This window comes from Dactylosporangium sp. McL0621 (assembly GCF_049995355.1).
GTDB lineage: Bacteria > Actinomycetota > Actinomycetes > Mycobacteriales > Micromonosporaceae > Dactylosporangium.
Map to the genome: position 1 here is coordinate 1,570,714 of NZ_CP188259.1, position 15,877 is coordinate 1,586,590.

The following is a 15,877-nucleotide window of genomic DNA, read 5'->3' on the forward strand; positions in this document are numbered from 1 at the left end:
CCGCGACCTCAGGAGCTGATCAGGCGCCGCGCGCGGTCCAGCTCGTCGGCGAAGACCAGGATGCGCACCATGCCGTCCGGGCCGGTCGCCAGCGTCGCGCGGACGCCGTAGTGGCGCAGGCGGTCGCGTACCTCCCGGGCGAAGGCCAGGTCGCCCACCATCGACACGGTGCGCAGCAGGCCGTAGTCGGTCGAGGGGCGAGGCGCCGGGACCGGGCTGCCGTACTTCAGCAGGCGGATGATGAGCAGCAGCGCGGCCAGTACGCCGGCGGAGGCGGCCCAGCCCGCGAGGTACATGAGGGGCACCTTGACAGTCTGCCATCAGGTGATCACGCAGCGGAGCCGGATAAGGTCAACAGCGTTCACGACGACGTGGAAGGCAAAGGGGTACGAGCTATGGCGGGTCGTCTTGCGGTCATCGGAGCGGGGCTCATGGGGGCGGGCATCGCCCAGGTCGCCGCGCAGGCCGGGTGGGAGGTGACGCTGCGGGACCTCAACGACGAGGCGGTCCAGCGCGGCCTGAGCGGCATCCGCGCGAGCCTCGGCAAGTTCGCGAGCAAGGGCGTCATCGCCGAGGGCGACGTCGAGGCGGCGCTCGGTCGGATCACGCCCACGACGGAGCTGGAGGCGGCCGCCGACGCCGACATCGTCGTCGAGGCGGTCTTCGAGCAGCTCGAGGTCAAGCAGGAGGTGTTCCGGGCGCTGGACCGCATCTGCAAGGACGGCGCCGTACTGGCCACGAACACCTCGGCCATCCCGGTCACCCAGATCGCCACCGCGACCCGGCGCCCCGAGCAGGTCGTCGGCACCCATTTCTTCTCCCCGGTACCGGTGATGAAGCTGTGCGAGCTCGTCCGGGGGTACAAGACCGGCGATGCCGCGCTGGCGACGGCCCGCGCCTTCGCCGAGGAGATCGGCAAGACGTGCATCGTCGTCAACCGCGACGTGGCCGGCTTCGTCACCACGCGGCTGATCGCGGCGCTGGTCGTGGAGGCGGTGAAGCTGGTCGAGAGCGGCGTGGTGAGCGCCGAGGACCTCGACCTGGCGTGCAAGCTCGGCTTCGGCCACGCGATGGGCCCGCTGGCCACCACGGACCTGACCGGCGTCGACGTTCTGTACCACGCGGCCAAGAACATCCACACCGACACCGACGACCCGAAGTTCTTCCCGCCGGAGCTGCTGGCCCGCATGGTCATCGCCGGGGATCTCGGGCGCAAGAGCGGGCAGGGCTTCTACACGTACTCGTGAACGTCCGCCGCCGCGGCCACCACGGGTAGCGCGCCGGGGACGGTGAAGGCGAACCGGCTGCCCCCGCCGGGGTTGTCGGTCACCGTGATCATGCCGCCGTGGCGGTCCACGATGCGGCGGCAGATCGCGAGGCCGAGGCCGGTCCCGCCGTACGACTGCCCGGCGTGGGCCCGGTGGAACGACTCGAACACGTGCGGCTTGTCCGCGTCGGGGATGCCGATCCCGCGGTCGGCGACCTCGACGCGGATCCAGCCGCGGCCGGCCGGCTGGGCGCTGATGTCGATCTTCGCGACGCGGCCCGGCTGTACGTACTTGAGCGCGTTGCCGACGAGGTTGTCGAGCACGCGCCGCAACATCGCCGGGTCCGCCACGACGCGGGGAGCATCCCGACGTACACATCCGGCGGCACCCGCAGATGCCCGACCCGCTCCGCGACGACGTCGGCCACGAGCCCGGCCAGGTCGACCTCGCACGGCTTGAGGGCCGCGTCGCGCGCGGTCACGTAGGCGAGCAGGTCGTCGATCAGGCGCCGCATGCACACCACGCCCGACCCGACCCGCTCGAGGCTCTCCGCGGCCTGGTCCGGCCGCTCCGGCAGCGCGTCGCGGGCCCATCTCCGCGTGCGCGCCGATGACGGTGAGCGGGTTCTTGAGGTCGTGCGCGACGATCCCGGCGAACGCGGCGAGGTCGGCCTCGCGCTCCCGGGCGTCGGTGATGTCGTGGAACACCGCGATCGCCCCGCGCTGCCCGTCGGCGTCCAGCGGCCGCCCGCTGACCGACAGGAACACCCCGTCGGGGCGGTCGGGGCTGCGCAGGACCATCTCCACGCGGTCGGTCGACTCGCCGGCGAGGGCGCGCACCAGCGGCAGCTCGCCGGCCGGGAACGGGGTGACGCCGTCGGGCCGGAAGAAGCGGTACTCCTCCGGCGCGTCCCCGTCCAGCGCGCGCCCGAGCATCGCCTGCGCGGCCGGGTTGTGCACGATGAACCTCCCGTTGCCGTCGACCACCCCGACGCCGTCGCTGATCCGCTCCAGGACGCCGTTGAGCAGCGCGACCCGGTTGTCGGTGGTGCGCTGGGCGGCGCGCAGATCCGCGGTGGCGGTCACGACCCGGTCCTCGGCCCGCCCCCGCGCGCCCGCCAGCGCCCACAGCATCGCGCACACCAGCAGCGTGAGCAGGGCGCCGCCGAGCCCGACGACGAGCGGCAGGATCGGCGCCGAGCGGCCCAGCCGGGCCGAGTCGGCCGAGACGACCAGCCGCCACTCCCGGTTGGCGATCTGCACGTGCAGGTCCCGGTGGATGTCCGGGTGCTGCCCGGCCTGGTGCAGCCGGGCGACGCGGCTCTCCTGCCCGCCGCCGTTCTGCGCCCACAGCTCGGCGTCGGCCTGCCCCTGCGTCGCGCGGGTGAGCACGCCGCCGATGAAGTCCTGCCCGCGCAGGCCGAGCACGACCCAGCCCTTGAACTCGCGCCGCCCGTCCGGCGTCGGATCGCCGTACGCGGGGGCGGCGAGCACGAACGACAGCTGCTGCCGGTCGGCGGGCAGGCCGCGGTCGCGCAGCAGGACGTACGTGTCGGAGACCGCGGCCTCGCCGGAGCGCCGCGCCTCCCACAGCGCCGCGGTCGGCTCGGGCACCGGGGACAGGTCGGTGCCGGCCGGCAGGATGGTCGAGTCGTCCAGCGGGCGCGTGAAGATGGTGAAGAGGTGCTCGCGGCTGCTGCCAGCACACCGGCCCAGCCGACCTGGCGGACCGCCTTGCCGAGCCGACCCGTCACCCAACGCTGATCGGCACCGGAAGGCCCGGTTCAAGCCTTTTGCCGTTGGCTGACCCTTTGCGGCGGCGTGCCTCGGTCGCGCTCGGTCCTTTGGCGCGGCGCGCCTCGGTCGCGTTCGGTCCTTTGGCGCGGCGCGCCTCGGTCGCGTTCGGTCCTTTGGCGCGGCGCGCCTCGGTCGCGTTCGGTCCTTTTGGCGCGGCGCGCCTCGGTCGCGTTCGGTCCTTTTGGCGCGGCGCGCCTCGGTCGCGTTCGGTCCTTTGGCGCGGCGCGCCTCGGTCGCGTTCGGTCCTTTGGCGCGGCGCGCCTCGGTCGCGTTCGGTCCTTTGGCGCGGCGCGCCTCGGTCGCGTTCGGTCCTTTTGGCGCGGCGCGCCTCGGTCGCGTTCGGTCCTTTTTGGCGCCGCGCGCCTCAGTCGCGTTCGGTCCAGCGGAACGTCAGCAGGCACAGGATCAGCCCCAGCACGATCCAGCCGCCCAGCACGAGCGCGATCATGCCGTGCTGCCAGGCGTGCGAGGGCTCCTGGGCCGCGAACGAGTCGGGCAGGAACACCGAGCGCATGCCCTGCGTCATCCACTTGAGCGGGAAGACCGAGGCGATCGCGCGCATCCAGCCGGGCAGGTCCGTGTACTGGAAGAAGACGCCGGAGATGAACTGCAGCACGATCGCGACGGGCGTCACGACGGCCGGGCCGCTGCGCCCCGAGCGGGCCAGCGAGGAGAACGCGATCCCGCACAGCGTGCAGGCCGTGATGCCCAGCAGCGCCACCCAGACGAAGGTCAGCCACTTCTCCCCGGTGGCGGGCAGCTTCACGCCGAAGAAGAGGGCCGCGACCGTGACGAGCAGGATCGTCTCCACGAGGCCGATGGCCAGCACCATGACGATCTTGCCGATGAAGTAGGCGGCCCGGGGCATCGGCGTGCCGCGCAGGCGCTTGAGGATGCCCTTCTCGCGCTCGATCGGGATCTGGATGGCCAGGCTCTGGAACCCGGTCGCGAGCAGGCCGGCGGCGATCATGCCGGCCGCGAAGTACTGGGTGAACGTGACCCCGGGCGCGATCTCGCCGCCGAAGACGGCGCCGAACACGCACAGCAGGATCAGCGGGAAGGCGAGGGTGAAGACCACCGACTCGCGGCTGCGCAGGAACTGCTTGATCTCGAGGCCGCCGCGCAGGAGGCCGAGCCGCAGGGTGTTCATTCGCCGGCGCCGATCATCCGCAGGTACACATCCTCGAGACTGGGTCTGGTGACGGTCAGGCCCGGCACCTCGCCGCCGAACTGCTCGGCCAGGCGCGCGACCACGGCGGTCGGGGCCTCGGTGCGCTCGCTGCGGGGCCCGTCGGGGGAGTGCCAGGCGACGGTGGCGCCGCCCTCGCCGCGGCCGCCGAGCCGGGCGGGCGAGTCGACGGCGATGAGCCGGCCGCCGGTGAGCACGCCCACGCGGTCGGCCAGCGCCTCGGCCTCGTCCAGGTAGTGCGTGGTGAGCAGGATCGTGGTGCCGGCCCCGGCGAGGTCGCGGATGAGGCCCCAGAACTCGCGGCGCGCCTCCGGGTCGAAGCCGGTGGTCGGCTCGTCGAGGAACAGGAGCCGGGGGCGGCCGACGATGCCCAGGGCGACGTCGAGCCGGCGCTTCTGGCCGCCGGAGAGGGTACGAGTGCGGGCATTCTGTTTTTCGGACAGCCCGACCCGCGTGAGGATCTCGTCCGGGTCGGCGGCCGACGGGTAGTAGTTCGCGAAGTGGTGCACGACCTCGCGCGCGGTCAGGTCGTCGAACTCGCCGGTGCTCTGCAGCACCACCCCGACCTGGGCCCGCCAGGCCGCGTCGCCGTGCTGCGGGTCGATGCCCAGCACCGAGACCTCGCCCGCGGTGCGGTGCCGGAAACCCTCGAGGATCTCCACCGTCGTCGTCTTGCCGGCCCCGTTCGGCCCGAGCAGCGCGAACACCTCGCCGTCGCGGACGTCGAGGTCGACCCCGTCGACGGCCACCGCCTTGCCGTACGCCTTGCGCAGGCCGCGCACCATGATCGCATCCGCCACGGCGACCACTATAGGTGGTGACAACTTTCACCGCCGACCCGTAGTTACCCTTCAGTAGGGTGGGCGGCATGGATGCTGAGCGGCTGGCCGAGCCCGACCGTCCGTGGGTCATGCGCACGTATGCCGGCCACTCCTCGGCGGCCGCCTCCAACGCCCTGTTCCGCCGCAACCTGGCCAAGGGCCAGACCGGCCTGTCGGTGGCGTTCGACCTGCCGACCCAGACCGGCTACGACCCCGACGCCGAGCTCGCCCGCGGCGAGGTGGGGCGGGTCGGCGTGCCGGTCGCGCACCTCGGCGACATGCGCGCGCTCTTCGACGGCATCGACCTCGAGCGCGCCAACACCTCGATGACCATCAACGCGACTGCGATGTGGCTTTTCGCGTTGTACGTCACCTGCGCCCGCGAGCACGGCGTGGACATCGCGCGCCTGGCCGGGACGACGCAGAACGACATCGTCAAGGAGTACCTCTCCCGGGGCACGCACATCTTCCCGCCCGGCCCGTCGCTGCGCCTGACCACGGACACCATCGCGTGGACCGTCGCGAACTGCCCGCGCTGGAACCCGGTCAACATCTGCTCGTACCACCTGCAGGAGGCCGGCGCCACGCCGGTCCAGGAGGTCGCCTTCGCGCTGGCCACCGCGATCGCCGTGCTGGATGCGGTACGCGACTCGGGCCAGGTGCCGCCCGAGCGCTTCGGCGACGTGGTCGCCCGGATCTCGTTCTTCGTCAACGCCTCCGTGCGCTTCGTCGAGGAGACGGCGAAGATGCGCGCGTTCACGCTGCTCTGGGACCGGCTCACGGCGTCGCGGTACGGCGTCGCCGCCCCGGCCGCGCGCCGCTTCCGCTACGGCGTGCAGGTCAACTCCCTCGGCCTGACCGAGGCCCAGCCGGAGAACAACGTGCAGCGCATCGTGCTGGAGATGCTGGGCGTGACGCTCTCGCGCGACGCCCGGGCGCGCGCCGTGCAGCTGCCGGCCTGGAACGAGGCGCTCGGCCTGCCGCGGCCGTGGGACCAGCAGTGGTCGCTGCGCATGCAGCAGGTGCTGGCGTTCGAGTCGGACCTGCTGGAGTACCCGGACCTGTTCGAGGGCTCGAAGGTCATGGACGCGCTCGTCGCCGGCATCGTGGCGGGCGCGACCGAGGAGCTGGACCGCGTGCTGGAGATGGGCGGGGTGGTCGCGGCCGTCGAGTCCGGGTACCTCAAGAGCGCCCTGGTCGCCTCCCTGGCCGAGCGCCGTGCCCGCATGGAGCGCGGCGACGACGTGGTGGTGGGCGTGAACCGCTTCACCGAGACCGAGCCCTCGCCGCTGACCGGCTTCCTGGTCGAGCAGATCGACCCCGCGGTGGAGCAGGCCGCGGTGTCCTCGATCGCGCGGTGGCGCGCCGACCGCGGCGACGTGACCGCGGTGCTGGCCGCCCTGAGCGCGGCCGCGACCGGCTCGGGCAACCTCATGGAGGCGACGCTCGCGTGCGCTGCCGCGGGGGTGACCACGGGCGAGTGGGCGGGGGCGCTCCGGTCGGTCTTCGGCGAGTACCGCGCCCCGACCGGCCTGAGCGCCGCGATCTCGGCGCCGGCGGGGAACCTGGATGCGGTACGCGAGCGCGTACGCCGAACCGCCGCCGACCTCGGCACCGGCCGCCTGCGCATGCTGGTCGGCAAACCCGGGCTGGATGGACACTCCAACGGCGCCGAGCAGATCGCGGTGCGGGCGCGGGATGCCGGGTTCGAGGTGGTGTACCAGGGGATCCGGCTGACGCCGGCGCAGATCGTGGCGGCGGCGGTGGAGGAGGACGTGGACCTGGTGGGGTTGTCGGTTTTGTCGGGCTCCCACCTGGCCGCGGTGGCGTCGGTGCTGGCGGGGTTGCGCGCCTCGGGGCTGGGCGACCTGCCGGTGGTGGTGGGGGGCATCATTCCGCCGGGGGACGCTGAGGAGTTGCGGGCCTCGGGGGTGGCGCGGGTCTTCACTCCGAAGGACTTCGCGATCACGGATGTGGTGAACGAGCTCGTGACGGTGGTGCGCGAGGCCCACAACCTCTGAGGCGGTCTCGCGTTGCTGTGGACGGTCTCGCGGTGTCGGGCGATTCGCGCGGCATTGGGCGCTCTGCGGCGGCGCGGGCGGTCGGACTGCTGGATCGTTCCGCACTGTGAGCCGCCTCGCGTTGCTGTGGACGGTCTCGCGGTCTCGCGGTTTCGGGCGATTCGCCCGGCATTGGGCGCTCTGCGGCGGCGCGGGCGGTCGGACTGCTGGACCGTTTCGCGCTGCGAGCCGCCTCGCGTTGCTGTGGACGGTCTCGCGGTGTCGGGTGCTTCGGTCGGTCCTTGAGTGCTCTGCGTCGGGGCGGGCGGTCGAAATGTCGGGCGCTCCGCGCCGCGACATTTCGGATTTATACCCCGACGGGGGATATGGGGGAGCCGACGCGATCCCGCGTTCGGGTCGGGATCGGTGTCAGAACAGCGTCAGCTCGTCCTTCTGCACGCCCCGCAGGGCGTTGTAGTCCAGCACCACGCAGCGGATGCCGCGGTCCTCGGCCAGGACGCGCGCCTGCGGCTTGATCTCCTGCGCCGCGAAGATGCCCGTGACGGGCGCGAGCAGGGGATCGCGGCCGAGCAGCTCGAGGTACCGGGTGAGTTGTTCCACCCCGTCGATCTCGCCCCGGCGCTTGATCTCGACCGCCACGGTCGCGCCCTCGCCGTTGCGGCAGAGCAGGTCGACGGGGCCGATCGCGGTCATGTACTCGCGGCGGACCAGCGTGAACCCCGCCCCCAATGTCTGCGGCGCCGCGGCCAGCAGCTCCTGCAGGTGCGCCTCGACGCCGTCCTTGACCAGGCCCGGGTCGATGCCCAGTTCGTGCGAGGTGTCGTGCAGGATCTCCTCGATCGTGATCCGCAGCTCCTCGCCGCCCTTGTTGACCACGCGCCACAGGCCCTCGGACTCCTCGAGCCGGCAGGGCGGGCTCATCCAGTTCAGCGGCTTGTACGCCCGGTCGTCGGCGTGGATCGAGATCGACCCGTCGGCCTTGATGAGCAGCAGGCGGGTCGCGGGCGCGAGATGGGCCGTGAGCCGGCCGATGTAGTCGACCGAGCACTTGGCGATGACGAGACGCACGGCGGACAGCCTAACCCGCTCGCCGGGTGGGACTGGCAACCCGATGTCATGCTGATGGGGTGTTGGAGTCATTGACGGGTCTCGGCCTCGCCACATCGGCCGGGCTCAACGCATATATCCCGTTGCTGGCGATCGGCCTGCTCGCGCGGTACACGGACATGATCACGCTCCCGTCCAACTGGTCGTGGATGGAGAACGGCTGGACGCTCGCGATCGTCGCGGTCCTGCTCGCGATCGAGTTCGTGGCCGACAAGGTACCGATGCTCGACCACGTCAACGACGTCATCCAGACGTTCATCCGCCCGACCGCGGGCGGCCTGGCGTTCGGCGCCGCGTCGAGCTCGCAGACGGTCACGGTGAGCGATCCGGGCTCGTTCTTCACGAGCCATCAATGGGTACCCATAGTCGTCGGCGGCGCGATATCGCTGGGCGTGCACGGCATGAAGGCCGCGTCGCGCCCGGTCATCAACGCCACGACGGTCGGTTTCGGCGCCCCGATCGTGAGCACCATCGAGGACTTCTTCAGCGTGTTCCTCTCGGTGATCGCGATCGTCCTGCCGATCCTGGTGCTGGTCTTCCTGCTGGCGCTCTTCCTGGCGTTCGGCTGGCTGATGCGGCGCCGGAAGAGGCGCAAGCAGGAGAAGGCGGCCGCGAAATGGGCCGCGGCTCAGGGGTGGCGCCCGACCCAATAGCCCAGGCCGGGCGGGTCGACGACTCGCCCGGCCTCTTTTTGTGCCGCAAGGAACCGTGCCTCGCCGTCGGCTCGACCCGAGTCACCGCGAGCCGCTGGCTCGGCCTGAACCGCCGCCCGCCATTGGCTCGGCTCCAGCCGCCCCCAACGCGACGCTGGCTTGACCTGGGCCGCAACCGTCGTGAGCCGCTGGCTTGACCTGGGCCGCAACCGTCGTGAGCCGCTGGCTTGACCTGGGCCGCAACCGTCGTGAGCCGCTGGCTTGACCTGGGCCGCAACCGTCGTGAGCCGCTGGCTTGACCTGGGCCGCAACCGTCGTGAGCCGCTGGCTTGACCTGGGCCGCAACCGTCGTGAGCCCGCTGGCTTGACCTTGGCCGCCCGCCATTGGCTTGATCTGAGCCGCCGGCGGCGCCGGCCGTCTGCTCAACCTGGGCCGCCACCCGCCGCGAGCCGTGGCTTGAACACCCGAGACGCGACCCGCCGCCCACTGCTTAATCGCCCCGAGCCGGCGCCGAATCCCTCGAACCGCATTTATCGCCCGACGAGGTATAAGTCCGAAATGTCGGCTGCGTCGGCCGCGACGCGGCCGACATTTCGTGACCCCGACCGGGCTACTTGCTGCGCCCGTGCACCACCCTCACCACGCGGAGGATCTGCTGCATGGTCTTTTCGGTGCGGTCGAACGTCGCGGCCGCCAGCACCGTCGGGCCGCGGCGCTTCACGATCGCCTTCGGGCGGGTGAACTCGCGCAGGCCGTCCGCTCCGTGGATGCGGCCGAACCCCGAGTTCCCGACCCCGCCGAAGGGCAGCGCCGGCATCCCCGCGAAGGTGAGGGCCGAGTTGACCGACGTCATGCCCGAACGTACCTGTCGGGCCAGCGCCAGGCCGTTGGACTTCGAGAAGATCGCGCCGCCCAGGCCGTAGCCGGTGTTGTTGGCCAGGCGCACGCCCTCCGCCGCGTCGCGTACGCGCGTCACGGTCAGCGTCGGGCCGAAGGTCTCCTCCTGCACGGCGGCGGCGTCCTCGGGCACGTCCACGAGGATCGTCGGGTTGACGTAGGGCGGCTGGACCGCCTCCGCGCCGCCCAGGACCGCTCGGCCGCCGCGGGTGAGGGCGTCCTCGATGTGGCGGCGGATGATGTCGATCTGCGCCGGCATGGTGATCGGGCCGATGTCCGCGCCCGGCTCGGCCCCGACGTTGAGCTTGGCCGCGCGCGCGACCACGCGGTTGAGGAAGTCGTCGAAGACCGGCTCCGCGACGTACACCCGCTCGATCCCGACACACGTCTGACCGGCGTTGGTGAGCCCGCCCCAGACGCAGGAGGCGGCGGCCGCGTCCAGGTCGGCGTCGGCGGCCACGACCATCGCGTCCTTGCCGCCGCACTCCAGCAGGACCGGGGTCAGCGACTCAGCGGCCGCGGCCATGACCTTCTTGCCGGTGGCGGTCGAGCCGGTGAAGGCGATCTTGTCGACCCCGCTGCGGCAGAGGGCCGCGCCGACGTCGCCGAGGCCGTGCACGATCTGCAGGACCGGGTGCTCGGGGACGACCTCGTTGAAGCGGTCCACGAACCACTGACCGACCGCCGGGGTGTACTCGCTGGGCTTGAACACCACCGCATTGCCCGCCGCGAGCGCGTACGCGATCGACCCCATCGGCGTGAGGATCGGGTAGTTCCACGGCCCGATCACCCCGATCACGCCGAACGGCAGGTACTCGAGGTACGAGGCGTGCTCCTTGAGCAGGATCGAGCTGCCCACCCGGCGCCGGCCCAGCACCTTGCGCGCGTGCTGCGCGGCCCACGCGATGTGGTCGACCGCCGCGATGGCCTCGACCAGCGCGTCCGCCCGGGGCTTGCCGCCCTCCCGGTTCATGAGCGCGGCGAGCTCCTCCAGGCGGTTGGTGAGCACGCTGCGATAGGCCAGGAGGCGCTGCTTGCGCCCGGCGTACCCGAGTCCGGCCCACCACGCGGCCGCGTCACGCGCGCGCGCCACCGCGTCGGTGAGAGAATCGGCGGAGGCGACCGGAAAACGGCCGACCTCCTCGCCCGTGGCGGGGTTGGTCGATATCAGCGAGCCCTCGTCGATGGCGGGGACGCCGGGCGTTCGCGTGGCGGTCATGGCGCGAGTGTAAACCCGGAAATTACTCACGAGTAGGCCCTGAGTGGCCGGCCGTCCGACGTCGAGAACCGGTGCCCGGCCCCGACCGCTGGGTACAACGACCCCAGGAGGAGCCCACATGGAACCCGTGAAGAGCGATCGGCTGGACGTCCCCGGTGCAACCCTGTACTACGAGGTGCGCGGCAGCGGCCCGGTACTGCTGCTGATCTGCGGCGGCATCTACGACGCCGAGGGCTTCGCGGCCCTCGCCGGCGAGCTGGCGGCCGAGCGCACCGTCGTCACCTACGACCGGCGCGGCAACTCGCGCAGCCTGCTCGACGGGCCACCGGCCCTGATCATCATGGAGGAGCAGGCGGACGACGCGTACCGCGTGCTCGGCGCCGTCGGGGTGACCGAGGACGAGCCGGCCGACGTGTTCGGCAACAGCTCGGGCGCGGTGATCGCGCTGGAGCTCGCGACCCGGTACCCCGGGATGGTCCACACGGTGATCGCGCACGAGCCGCCGGTGTTCGAGCTGCTGCCCGACTTCGACCACTGGCGCACCGTCATGGCCCAGGTCGGGGAGGCGTACCACGACGGCGGCACCGGCCCCGCGATGGAGGTCTTCCGCGCGGCCATGAACATGCACGGCGACGACAACACGCCGAGCACCCCGCCCTCGCCCGAGTCCGGCGCCCGGATGATGGCGAACATGGACTTCTTCGCGGCGTACGAGGTGCCGCCGGTCTCCGAGTACGTGCCCGACCTCGACGGCCTGCGCACCATTCCGGTGCGGATCGTGCCGGCCGTCGGCGCGACGAGCGCGGGGGAGCCGCCCAACCGGGCCGGCCGCGAGCTCGGCGCGCGCCTGGAGACCGCCGTCGTGGAGTTCCCCGGGGGGCACGGCGGTTTCGGCGACGCCGAGCCGTTCGCGGCGCGGCTGCGTGAGGTCCTGGACGAGAGGGTCTAGGTCCTGTCCTGCCGGTCATGTCGAGCCGAGACGAGGTCCAGGTTTCGCCTGCGTGTGCCCCGCGGAGGCCTGGCTACCGGTGTTGTAACCCGGCCTTCGCGGGGTGTGCGCAGGGGGAATCTGGGCCCGGCGCAGGCCGGCATGATCGGCAGGACAGGGCCTAAGCGGCGTGTTCCTTGAGGATCCGCTCGGCCACGGCGAGGGGGTCGGCGAGCCGGCCCTCCGCCGGGGCGTCGACCCAGCGCTGCCGCCCGGGGAAGTAGGCCCCCGTCCCGGCCACGCGCCGGATGTTCTCCTGCATCCCCGTGTCCATCTGGCCGGGGTCGACGTTCACGATGCTGATCCGCTCCTCGTCGCGCACCTGTGAGGCGACGACGTCGAAGAAGGTCTCGCCGGCCGCCTTCGTGGTGCAGTACAGCGCCCAGCCGTCGATGATCCGGTGCGCCGCGCCCGAGGAGATGAACAGCACCCGCACGCGCGCGTCGGACGGGGCCGCGCGCAGGAACGTGTTGGTGAGCACGACCGGGGCGGTGAGGTTGACCGCGATGGCGTTGGTGATCGCCTCGGTGGTGAGCCGGCCGACGGCGCCGATGGGCTCCACGACGGCGGCGTTGTGGATGAGTACCACCTCGTCGGCATCGCGCAGGAAACCGCGCAGGGTGTCGTAGTCCGGCAGCCAGTGCGCGTCGGCGATGTCGGTCGAGAACAGCGTGACATCCCCGGGCCGCTCGTCGCGCAGCAGCTGCTGCTGCGGGCTGAAGTGCCGCCCGACGGCGAGGACCCGGTCACCGCGCGCGCTTGACACGTCGAAGAGGGCGGCCCCCAGGCCGCGGGATACCCCGGTGATCACGACGGCACGCATGCGGTCACTCTATTCCTGTCGCAGGCGCATTTACATGGCCGGTGCGCCGGGGACCGGTGGTCCCTTCGGCGCACCCGGGCACGAGTCGCCGAGCTTCGCCGCGACCGCGCCGAGAGCCTCGGCCAGCGCCCGGGTCTGGGCCTCGTCGAGGTGGTCGAAGATGAGCCGGCGTACGTCGGCCACGTGGGCCGGGGCGACCTGCTCGGCGAAGTCGCGGCCGGCGTCGGTGACCCGCGCGATGCTGACCCGCCCGTCGCAGGCGTCGCCGGAGATCTCGACGTAGCCGAGGTCGACGAGCTTGCGCATGCGGTGGCTCAGCCGGCTGGCCGACATGTTCATCTGCCCCGCGAGGTCGGACAGGCGCAGCCCCTCGCCGGCGTCGCTGAGCGCGGCCAGCAGACCGTACTCGACGTGGACCAGGCCGTGCGGGCGGAAGGTGCGCTCGAGCTCCGGGAACCCGACGAGCACGACGGCCAGCAGCGACATCCAAGCGTGCCGCTCGGTGTCGTCCAGCCATCGTGGCTCGTCCGTCATGGGTTCCATGGTGCCCGGATCTTGCACGGATGGGCCAGCGACGCGTCCGGCAATCGTCAGAACCGGCCGACCGCGATGATCACGGTGAGTGCGCCCAGCACCACGTTGACGGCGATCATGGGGTACTCCTTGGCGCGGGCATGATCGACGATCGCCAGGAGCATGATGAGCGCGAGCCCGACGGCGGCGAGCGGGGTCAGGATCGTCGCGATGCCGGTGGCCCAGGGCAGGATGAGCCCGAGCCCGCCGAGGATCTCCATCACGCCGATGAGCCGGACCGTGTTCGTGCTGTACCGCTTGACCCAGGTCATGTTCTCGGCCAGCTTCTCGACGGGCTGCGACGCCTTCATCGCGCCCGCGCCGATGAACGCCGCACCGAGCAGCCCTTGCAGCACCCACAGGAAGATGTTCACGGCCGCAGCATACTTGAAGCATCAAGTTTCTGGCTATCCCCGCCGCCGGGTGATGGGGGTTCATCCCTCCTGCGCCCACCGTGTGCGCATGGAGACGTTGCAGCAGAGGGACTCCCGCTGGGTCACCGGGTTCGCCGCGTTCGGCGGGAGCATGATGCTCGTCATCGGCATCTTCCAGATCGTCGTGGGGCTCACGGCGATCTTCGAGCGGACGTTCTACATCCTGGCCGACAGCTATCTCTTCGGCTTCAGCGTTGTGGGCTGGGGCTGGGTCCATCTCGCCCTCGGAGTGCTCGTCGCGGCCGGCGGCCTGGCCGTGCTCGCCGGGCAGATGTGGGGGCGGGTGCTCGGCATCGTGCTGGCTTCGCTGAGCGCGATCGCCAACTTCCTGTTCCTGCCGTACTACCCGCTGTGGTCGATGCTCATCATCGCCGCCGACGTCGCGGTCATCTGGGCGCTGACGCGGTATGGCCGTGAGGAGGCCGTTCTGCGGTAGCAGTGTGTGGGCCGGCCACATGTGACCGGCCCCGGCCCGGTGCGACCATGCGGTGATGCACGTCACGACCCAGGGCCCGGAGACCGGCCCGCCCGTCCTGCTCATCCACGGCAACTGCTCCTCGTCGGGGTACTGGGAGCCCCTCGTGCGCCACCTGCCGCCGCACTGGCGGCTGGCGCGGCCGGACCTGCGCGGCTACGGCAAGAGCCCCGCGCCCGGCATCGACGCGACCCGGGGGCTGCGCGACTTCGCCGACGACGTGGCGCCGCTGCTGGCCGAGCTCGCCGGCGGGTCGGGCCGGGTCACCGTGGTCGGGCACTCGATGGGCGGCGGGGTGGCGATGCAGCTGCTGCTGGACCACCCGGAGCACATCGGCGCCCTCGTGCTGGAGGCGCCGGTCTCGCCCTTCGGCTTCGGGGGCACCCGCGACCTGGAGGGCACGCCGACCACACCCGACTTCGCGGGGTCGGGGGGCGCCTCGGCGAACCCCGACTTCGTCCGGCTGCTGGCCGCCCAGGACCGCGGCACGGACGAGCAGGCCAGCCCCCGCAACGTGCTGCGCGCGTTCTACGCCGCGCCCGGGTTCGACTTCGGGGCCGACGAGGAGCTGCTGCTCGACACCATGCTGTCCACGGCCGTCGGCGAAGGGCAATACCCCGGCGACGGTACCGCGAGCGACAGCTGGCCCGGCCTGGGCCCCGGCACCAAGGGCGTGCTCAACACCATGTCGCCGCGCTGGCTGAACCTGTCCGGGATCGCCGGCCTCGCCGTGAAGCCGCCGATCACGTGGGTCCGCGGCGACCAGGATGCGATCGTCTCCGACGCCTCGCTCTTCGACCTGGCCCAGTTGGGCAAGCTCGGCCTCGTGCCCGGCTGGCCGGGCGAGGACGAGTGCCCGCCCCAGCCGATGGTCGGGCAGACGCGCGCGGTGCTGGAGCGCTACGGGCCGTACCGGGAGATCGTCTGGGCCGGCGTCGGGCACAGCCCGCACGTCGAGCGCCCGGAGGACTTCGCGGCGATCCTGCGGGAGCTCGTACCGGAGAGCGACTGACTCTGGATGCGCCCGGCCGCCGCGTGCTGCACAGTGTTCGGTGTGGATGCGACCGACACGGGCGGCCTGATCTCCGTCATCACCCCGATCTGCGTGGTCCTCGGCCTCCTCGGGGTGCTCGTGCCCATGCTGCCGGGCCTGCTGCTGTGCTGGGCGGGCGTGGCGGCGTGGGCCGTGTTCGGCGGGCACGGGGCGACCGGGTGGGCGGTGGGGATCGCGGCCACGGCGGTGCTCGCGCTGGGGCTCGTCGCCAAGTACCTCGTCCCCGGCCGCAACCTCAAGCGCGCCGGGGTGTCCAACCTGACCCTGTTCCTGGGCGGCATCGGCGGCATCATCGGCTTCTTCGTGATCCCGGTCGTGGGCCTGGTGATCGGCTTCGTGCTCGCGATCTTCCTCGTCGAGCTGGCCCGGCACAGCGACTCCCGGCAGGCCTGGCAGTCCACGAAGCACGCGCTGAAGGCCGCCGGCCTGTCGATGCTCATCGAGCTGGCGACGGGCCTGATCATCGCGGCCATCTGGCTCGCCGGGGTCTTCATCGCCTGACCCCTGGTTGCCCCCTCGCCGATCCGCTACCCGACCGAAAATGTCGTACCCGTGTGG

General features: G+C 71.8%; 16 protein-coding genes. 7 read left to right on the top strand and 9 right to left on the bottom strand.

Translation table 11 applies throughout. The annotated features are described in order from the left end of the window. Positions 1–8 precede the first annotated feature (8 nt). Complete coding sequence (locus ACPPVO_RS07250; protein WP_426510480.1) at positions 9–305, bottom strand: hypothetical protein; 297 nt, start codon at positions 303–305, stop codon at positions 9–11. A 90-nt stretch (positions 306–395) separates the two neighbouring features. Between ACPPVO_RS07250 and ACPPVO_RS07255 the strand changes: the two genes are divergently transcribed. Then, positions 396–1,247, top strand: coding sequence for a 3-hydroxyacyl-CoA dehydrogenase family protein (locus ACPPVO_RS07255; protein WP_426510481.1), 852 nt, complete (start codon positions 396–398; stop codon positions 1,245–1,247). Here ACPPVO_RS07255 and ACPPVO_RS07260 read toward each other — a convergent pair. The 3 genes from ACPPVO_RS07260 to ACPPVO_RS07270 all read right to left on the bottom strand — a co-directional run bounded on the left by ACPPVO_RS07260 (position 1,232) and on the right by ACPPVO_RS07270 (position 5,038). Beyond that, the gene (locus tag ACPPVO_RS07260) at positions 1,232–3,025 is read right to left on the bottom strand and encodes an ATP-binding protein (RefSeq protein ID WP_426510482.1); all 1,794 of its coding nucleotides are present in this window, start codon (positions 3,023–3,025) and stop codon (positions 1,232–1,234) included. The genes ACPPVO_RS07255 and ACPPVO_RS07260 overlap by 16 nt on opposite strands. 403 nt (positions 3,026–3,428) lie before the next feature. Next, positions 3,429–4,214 carry an ABC transporter permease gene (locus ACPPVO_RS07265; protein WP_360369098.1) on the bottom strand — a complete coding sequence of 262 codons (786 nt, stop codon included), beginning with the start codon at positions 4,212–4,214 and terminating at the stop codon, positions 3,429–3,431. Next, positions 4,211–5,038: an ABC transporter ATP-binding protein gene (locus ACPPVO_RS07270; protein WP_426514562.1), complete on the bottom strand. Its 828-nt coding sequence runs from the start codon at positions 5,036–5,038 to the stop codon at positions 4,211–4,213. Before ACPPVO_RS07270 ends, ACPPVO_RS07265 begins: the two co-directional genes overlap by 4 nt. Before the next feature lie 83 nt (positions 5,039–5,121). Between ACPPVO_RS07270 and ACPPVO_RS07275 the strand changes: the two genes are divergently transcribed. After that, positions 5,122–7,095, top strand: coding sequence for a protein meaA (locus ACPPVO_RS07275; protein WP_426510483.1), 1,974 nt, complete (start codon positions 5,122–5,124; stop codon positions 7,093–7,095). Positions 7,096–7,503: 408 nt separating this feature from the next. Here the strand turns inward: ACPPVO_RS07275 and nucS are convergent, their stop codons facing one another. Next, positions 7,504–8,163, bottom strand: a complete 660-nt coding sequence (nucS, locus tag ACPPVO_RS07280; RefSeq protein ID WP_426510484.1) for an endonuclease NucS — start codon at positions 8,161–8,163, stop codon at positions 7,504–7,506. A 59-nt stretch (positions 8,164–8,222) separates the two neighbouring features. Here nucS and ACPPVO_RS07285 point away from each other — a divergent pair, with 59 nt between their 5' ends. Next, positions 8,223–8,855, top strand: a complete 633-nt coding sequence (locus ACPPVO_RS07285; RefSeq protein WP_360369107.1) for a DUF4126 domain-containing protein — start codon at positions 8,223–8,225, stop codon at positions 8,853–8,855. 611 nt (positions 8,856–9,466) lie between these two features. Here ACPPVO_RS07285 and ACPPVO_RS07290 read toward each other — a convergent pair. Further along, positions 9,467–10,972 (bottom strand): aldehyde dehydrogenase family protein, encoded by a 1,506-nt coding sequence (locus ACPPVO_RS07290; RefSeq protein ID WP_426510485.1) that lies wholly within the window; start codon positions 10,970–10,972, stop codon positions 9,467–9,469. 118 nt (positions 10,973–11,090) lie between these two features. Between ACPPVO_RS07290 and ACPPVO_RS07295 the strand changes: the two genes are divergently transcribed. Then, positions 11,091–11,921, top strand: coding sequence for an alpha/beta fold hydrolase (locus tag ACPPVO_RS07295; protein ID WP_426510486.1), 831 nt, complete (start codon positions 11,091–11,093; stop codon positions 11,919–11,921). Between the two features lie 160 nt (positions 11,922–12,081). Here the strand turns inward: ACPPVO_RS07295 and ACPPVO_RS07300 are convergent, their stop codons facing one another. From ACPPVO_RS07300 to ACPPVO_RS07310, 3 genes are read right to left on the bottom strand one after another with little or no spacing between them, the layout of a single operon-like run. After that, positions 12,082–12,783, bottom strand: a complete 702-nt coding sequence (locus ACPPVO_RS07300) for an SDR family NAD(P)-dependent oxidoreductase (protein ID WP_426510487.1) — start codon at positions 12,781–12,783, stop codon at positions 12,082–12,084. Positions 12,784–12,813: 30 nt separating this feature from the next. Beyond that, positions 12,814–13,317 carry a MarR family winged helix-turn-helix transcriptional regulator gene (locus tag ACPPVO_RS07305; RefSeq protein ID WP_426510488.1) on the bottom strand — a complete coding sequence of 168 codons (504 nt, stop codon included), beginning with the start codon at positions 13,315–13,317 and terminating at the stop codon, positions 12,814–12,816. Between the two features lie 56 nt (positions 13,318–13,373). Beyond that, entirely contained in the window at positions 13,374–13,730 is a 357-nt protein-coding gene (locus tag ACPPVO_RS07310) for a DoxX family protein (protein WP_426510489.1), read from the bottom strand. Positions 13,731–13,818: 88 nt separating this feature from the next. Between ACPPVO_RS07310 and ACPPVO_RS07315 the strand changes: the two genes are divergently transcribed. The 3 genes from ACPPVO_RS07315 to ACPPVO_RS07325 are packed head-to-tail and all read left to right on the top strand — an operon-like array spanning position 13,819 to position 15,820. Next, positions 13,819–14,226 carry a DUF7144 family membrane protein gene (locus tag ACPPVO_RS07315; RefSeq protein ID WP_360369125.1) on the top strand — a complete coding sequence of 136 codons (408 nt, stop codon included), beginning with the start codon at positions 13,819–13,821 and terminating at the stop codon, positions 14,224–14,226. A 55-nt stretch (positions 14,227–14,281) separates the two neighbouring features. Next, positions 14,282–15,277, top strand: coding sequence for an alpha/beta fold hydrolase (locus ACPPVO_RS07320; RefSeq protein WP_426510490.1), 996 nt, complete (start codon positions 14,282–14,284; stop codon positions 15,275–15,277). A gap of 42 nt (positions 15,278–15,319) precedes the next feature. After that, positions 15,320–15,820 carry a DUF456 domain-containing protein gene (locus ACPPVO_RS07325; RefSeq protein ID WP_426510491.1) on the top strand — a complete coding sequence of 167 codons (501 nt, stop codon included), beginning with the start codon at positions 15,320–15,322 and terminating at the stop codon, positions 15,818–15,820. The last annotated feature ends 57 nt before the right edge of the window (positions 15,821–15,877 follow it).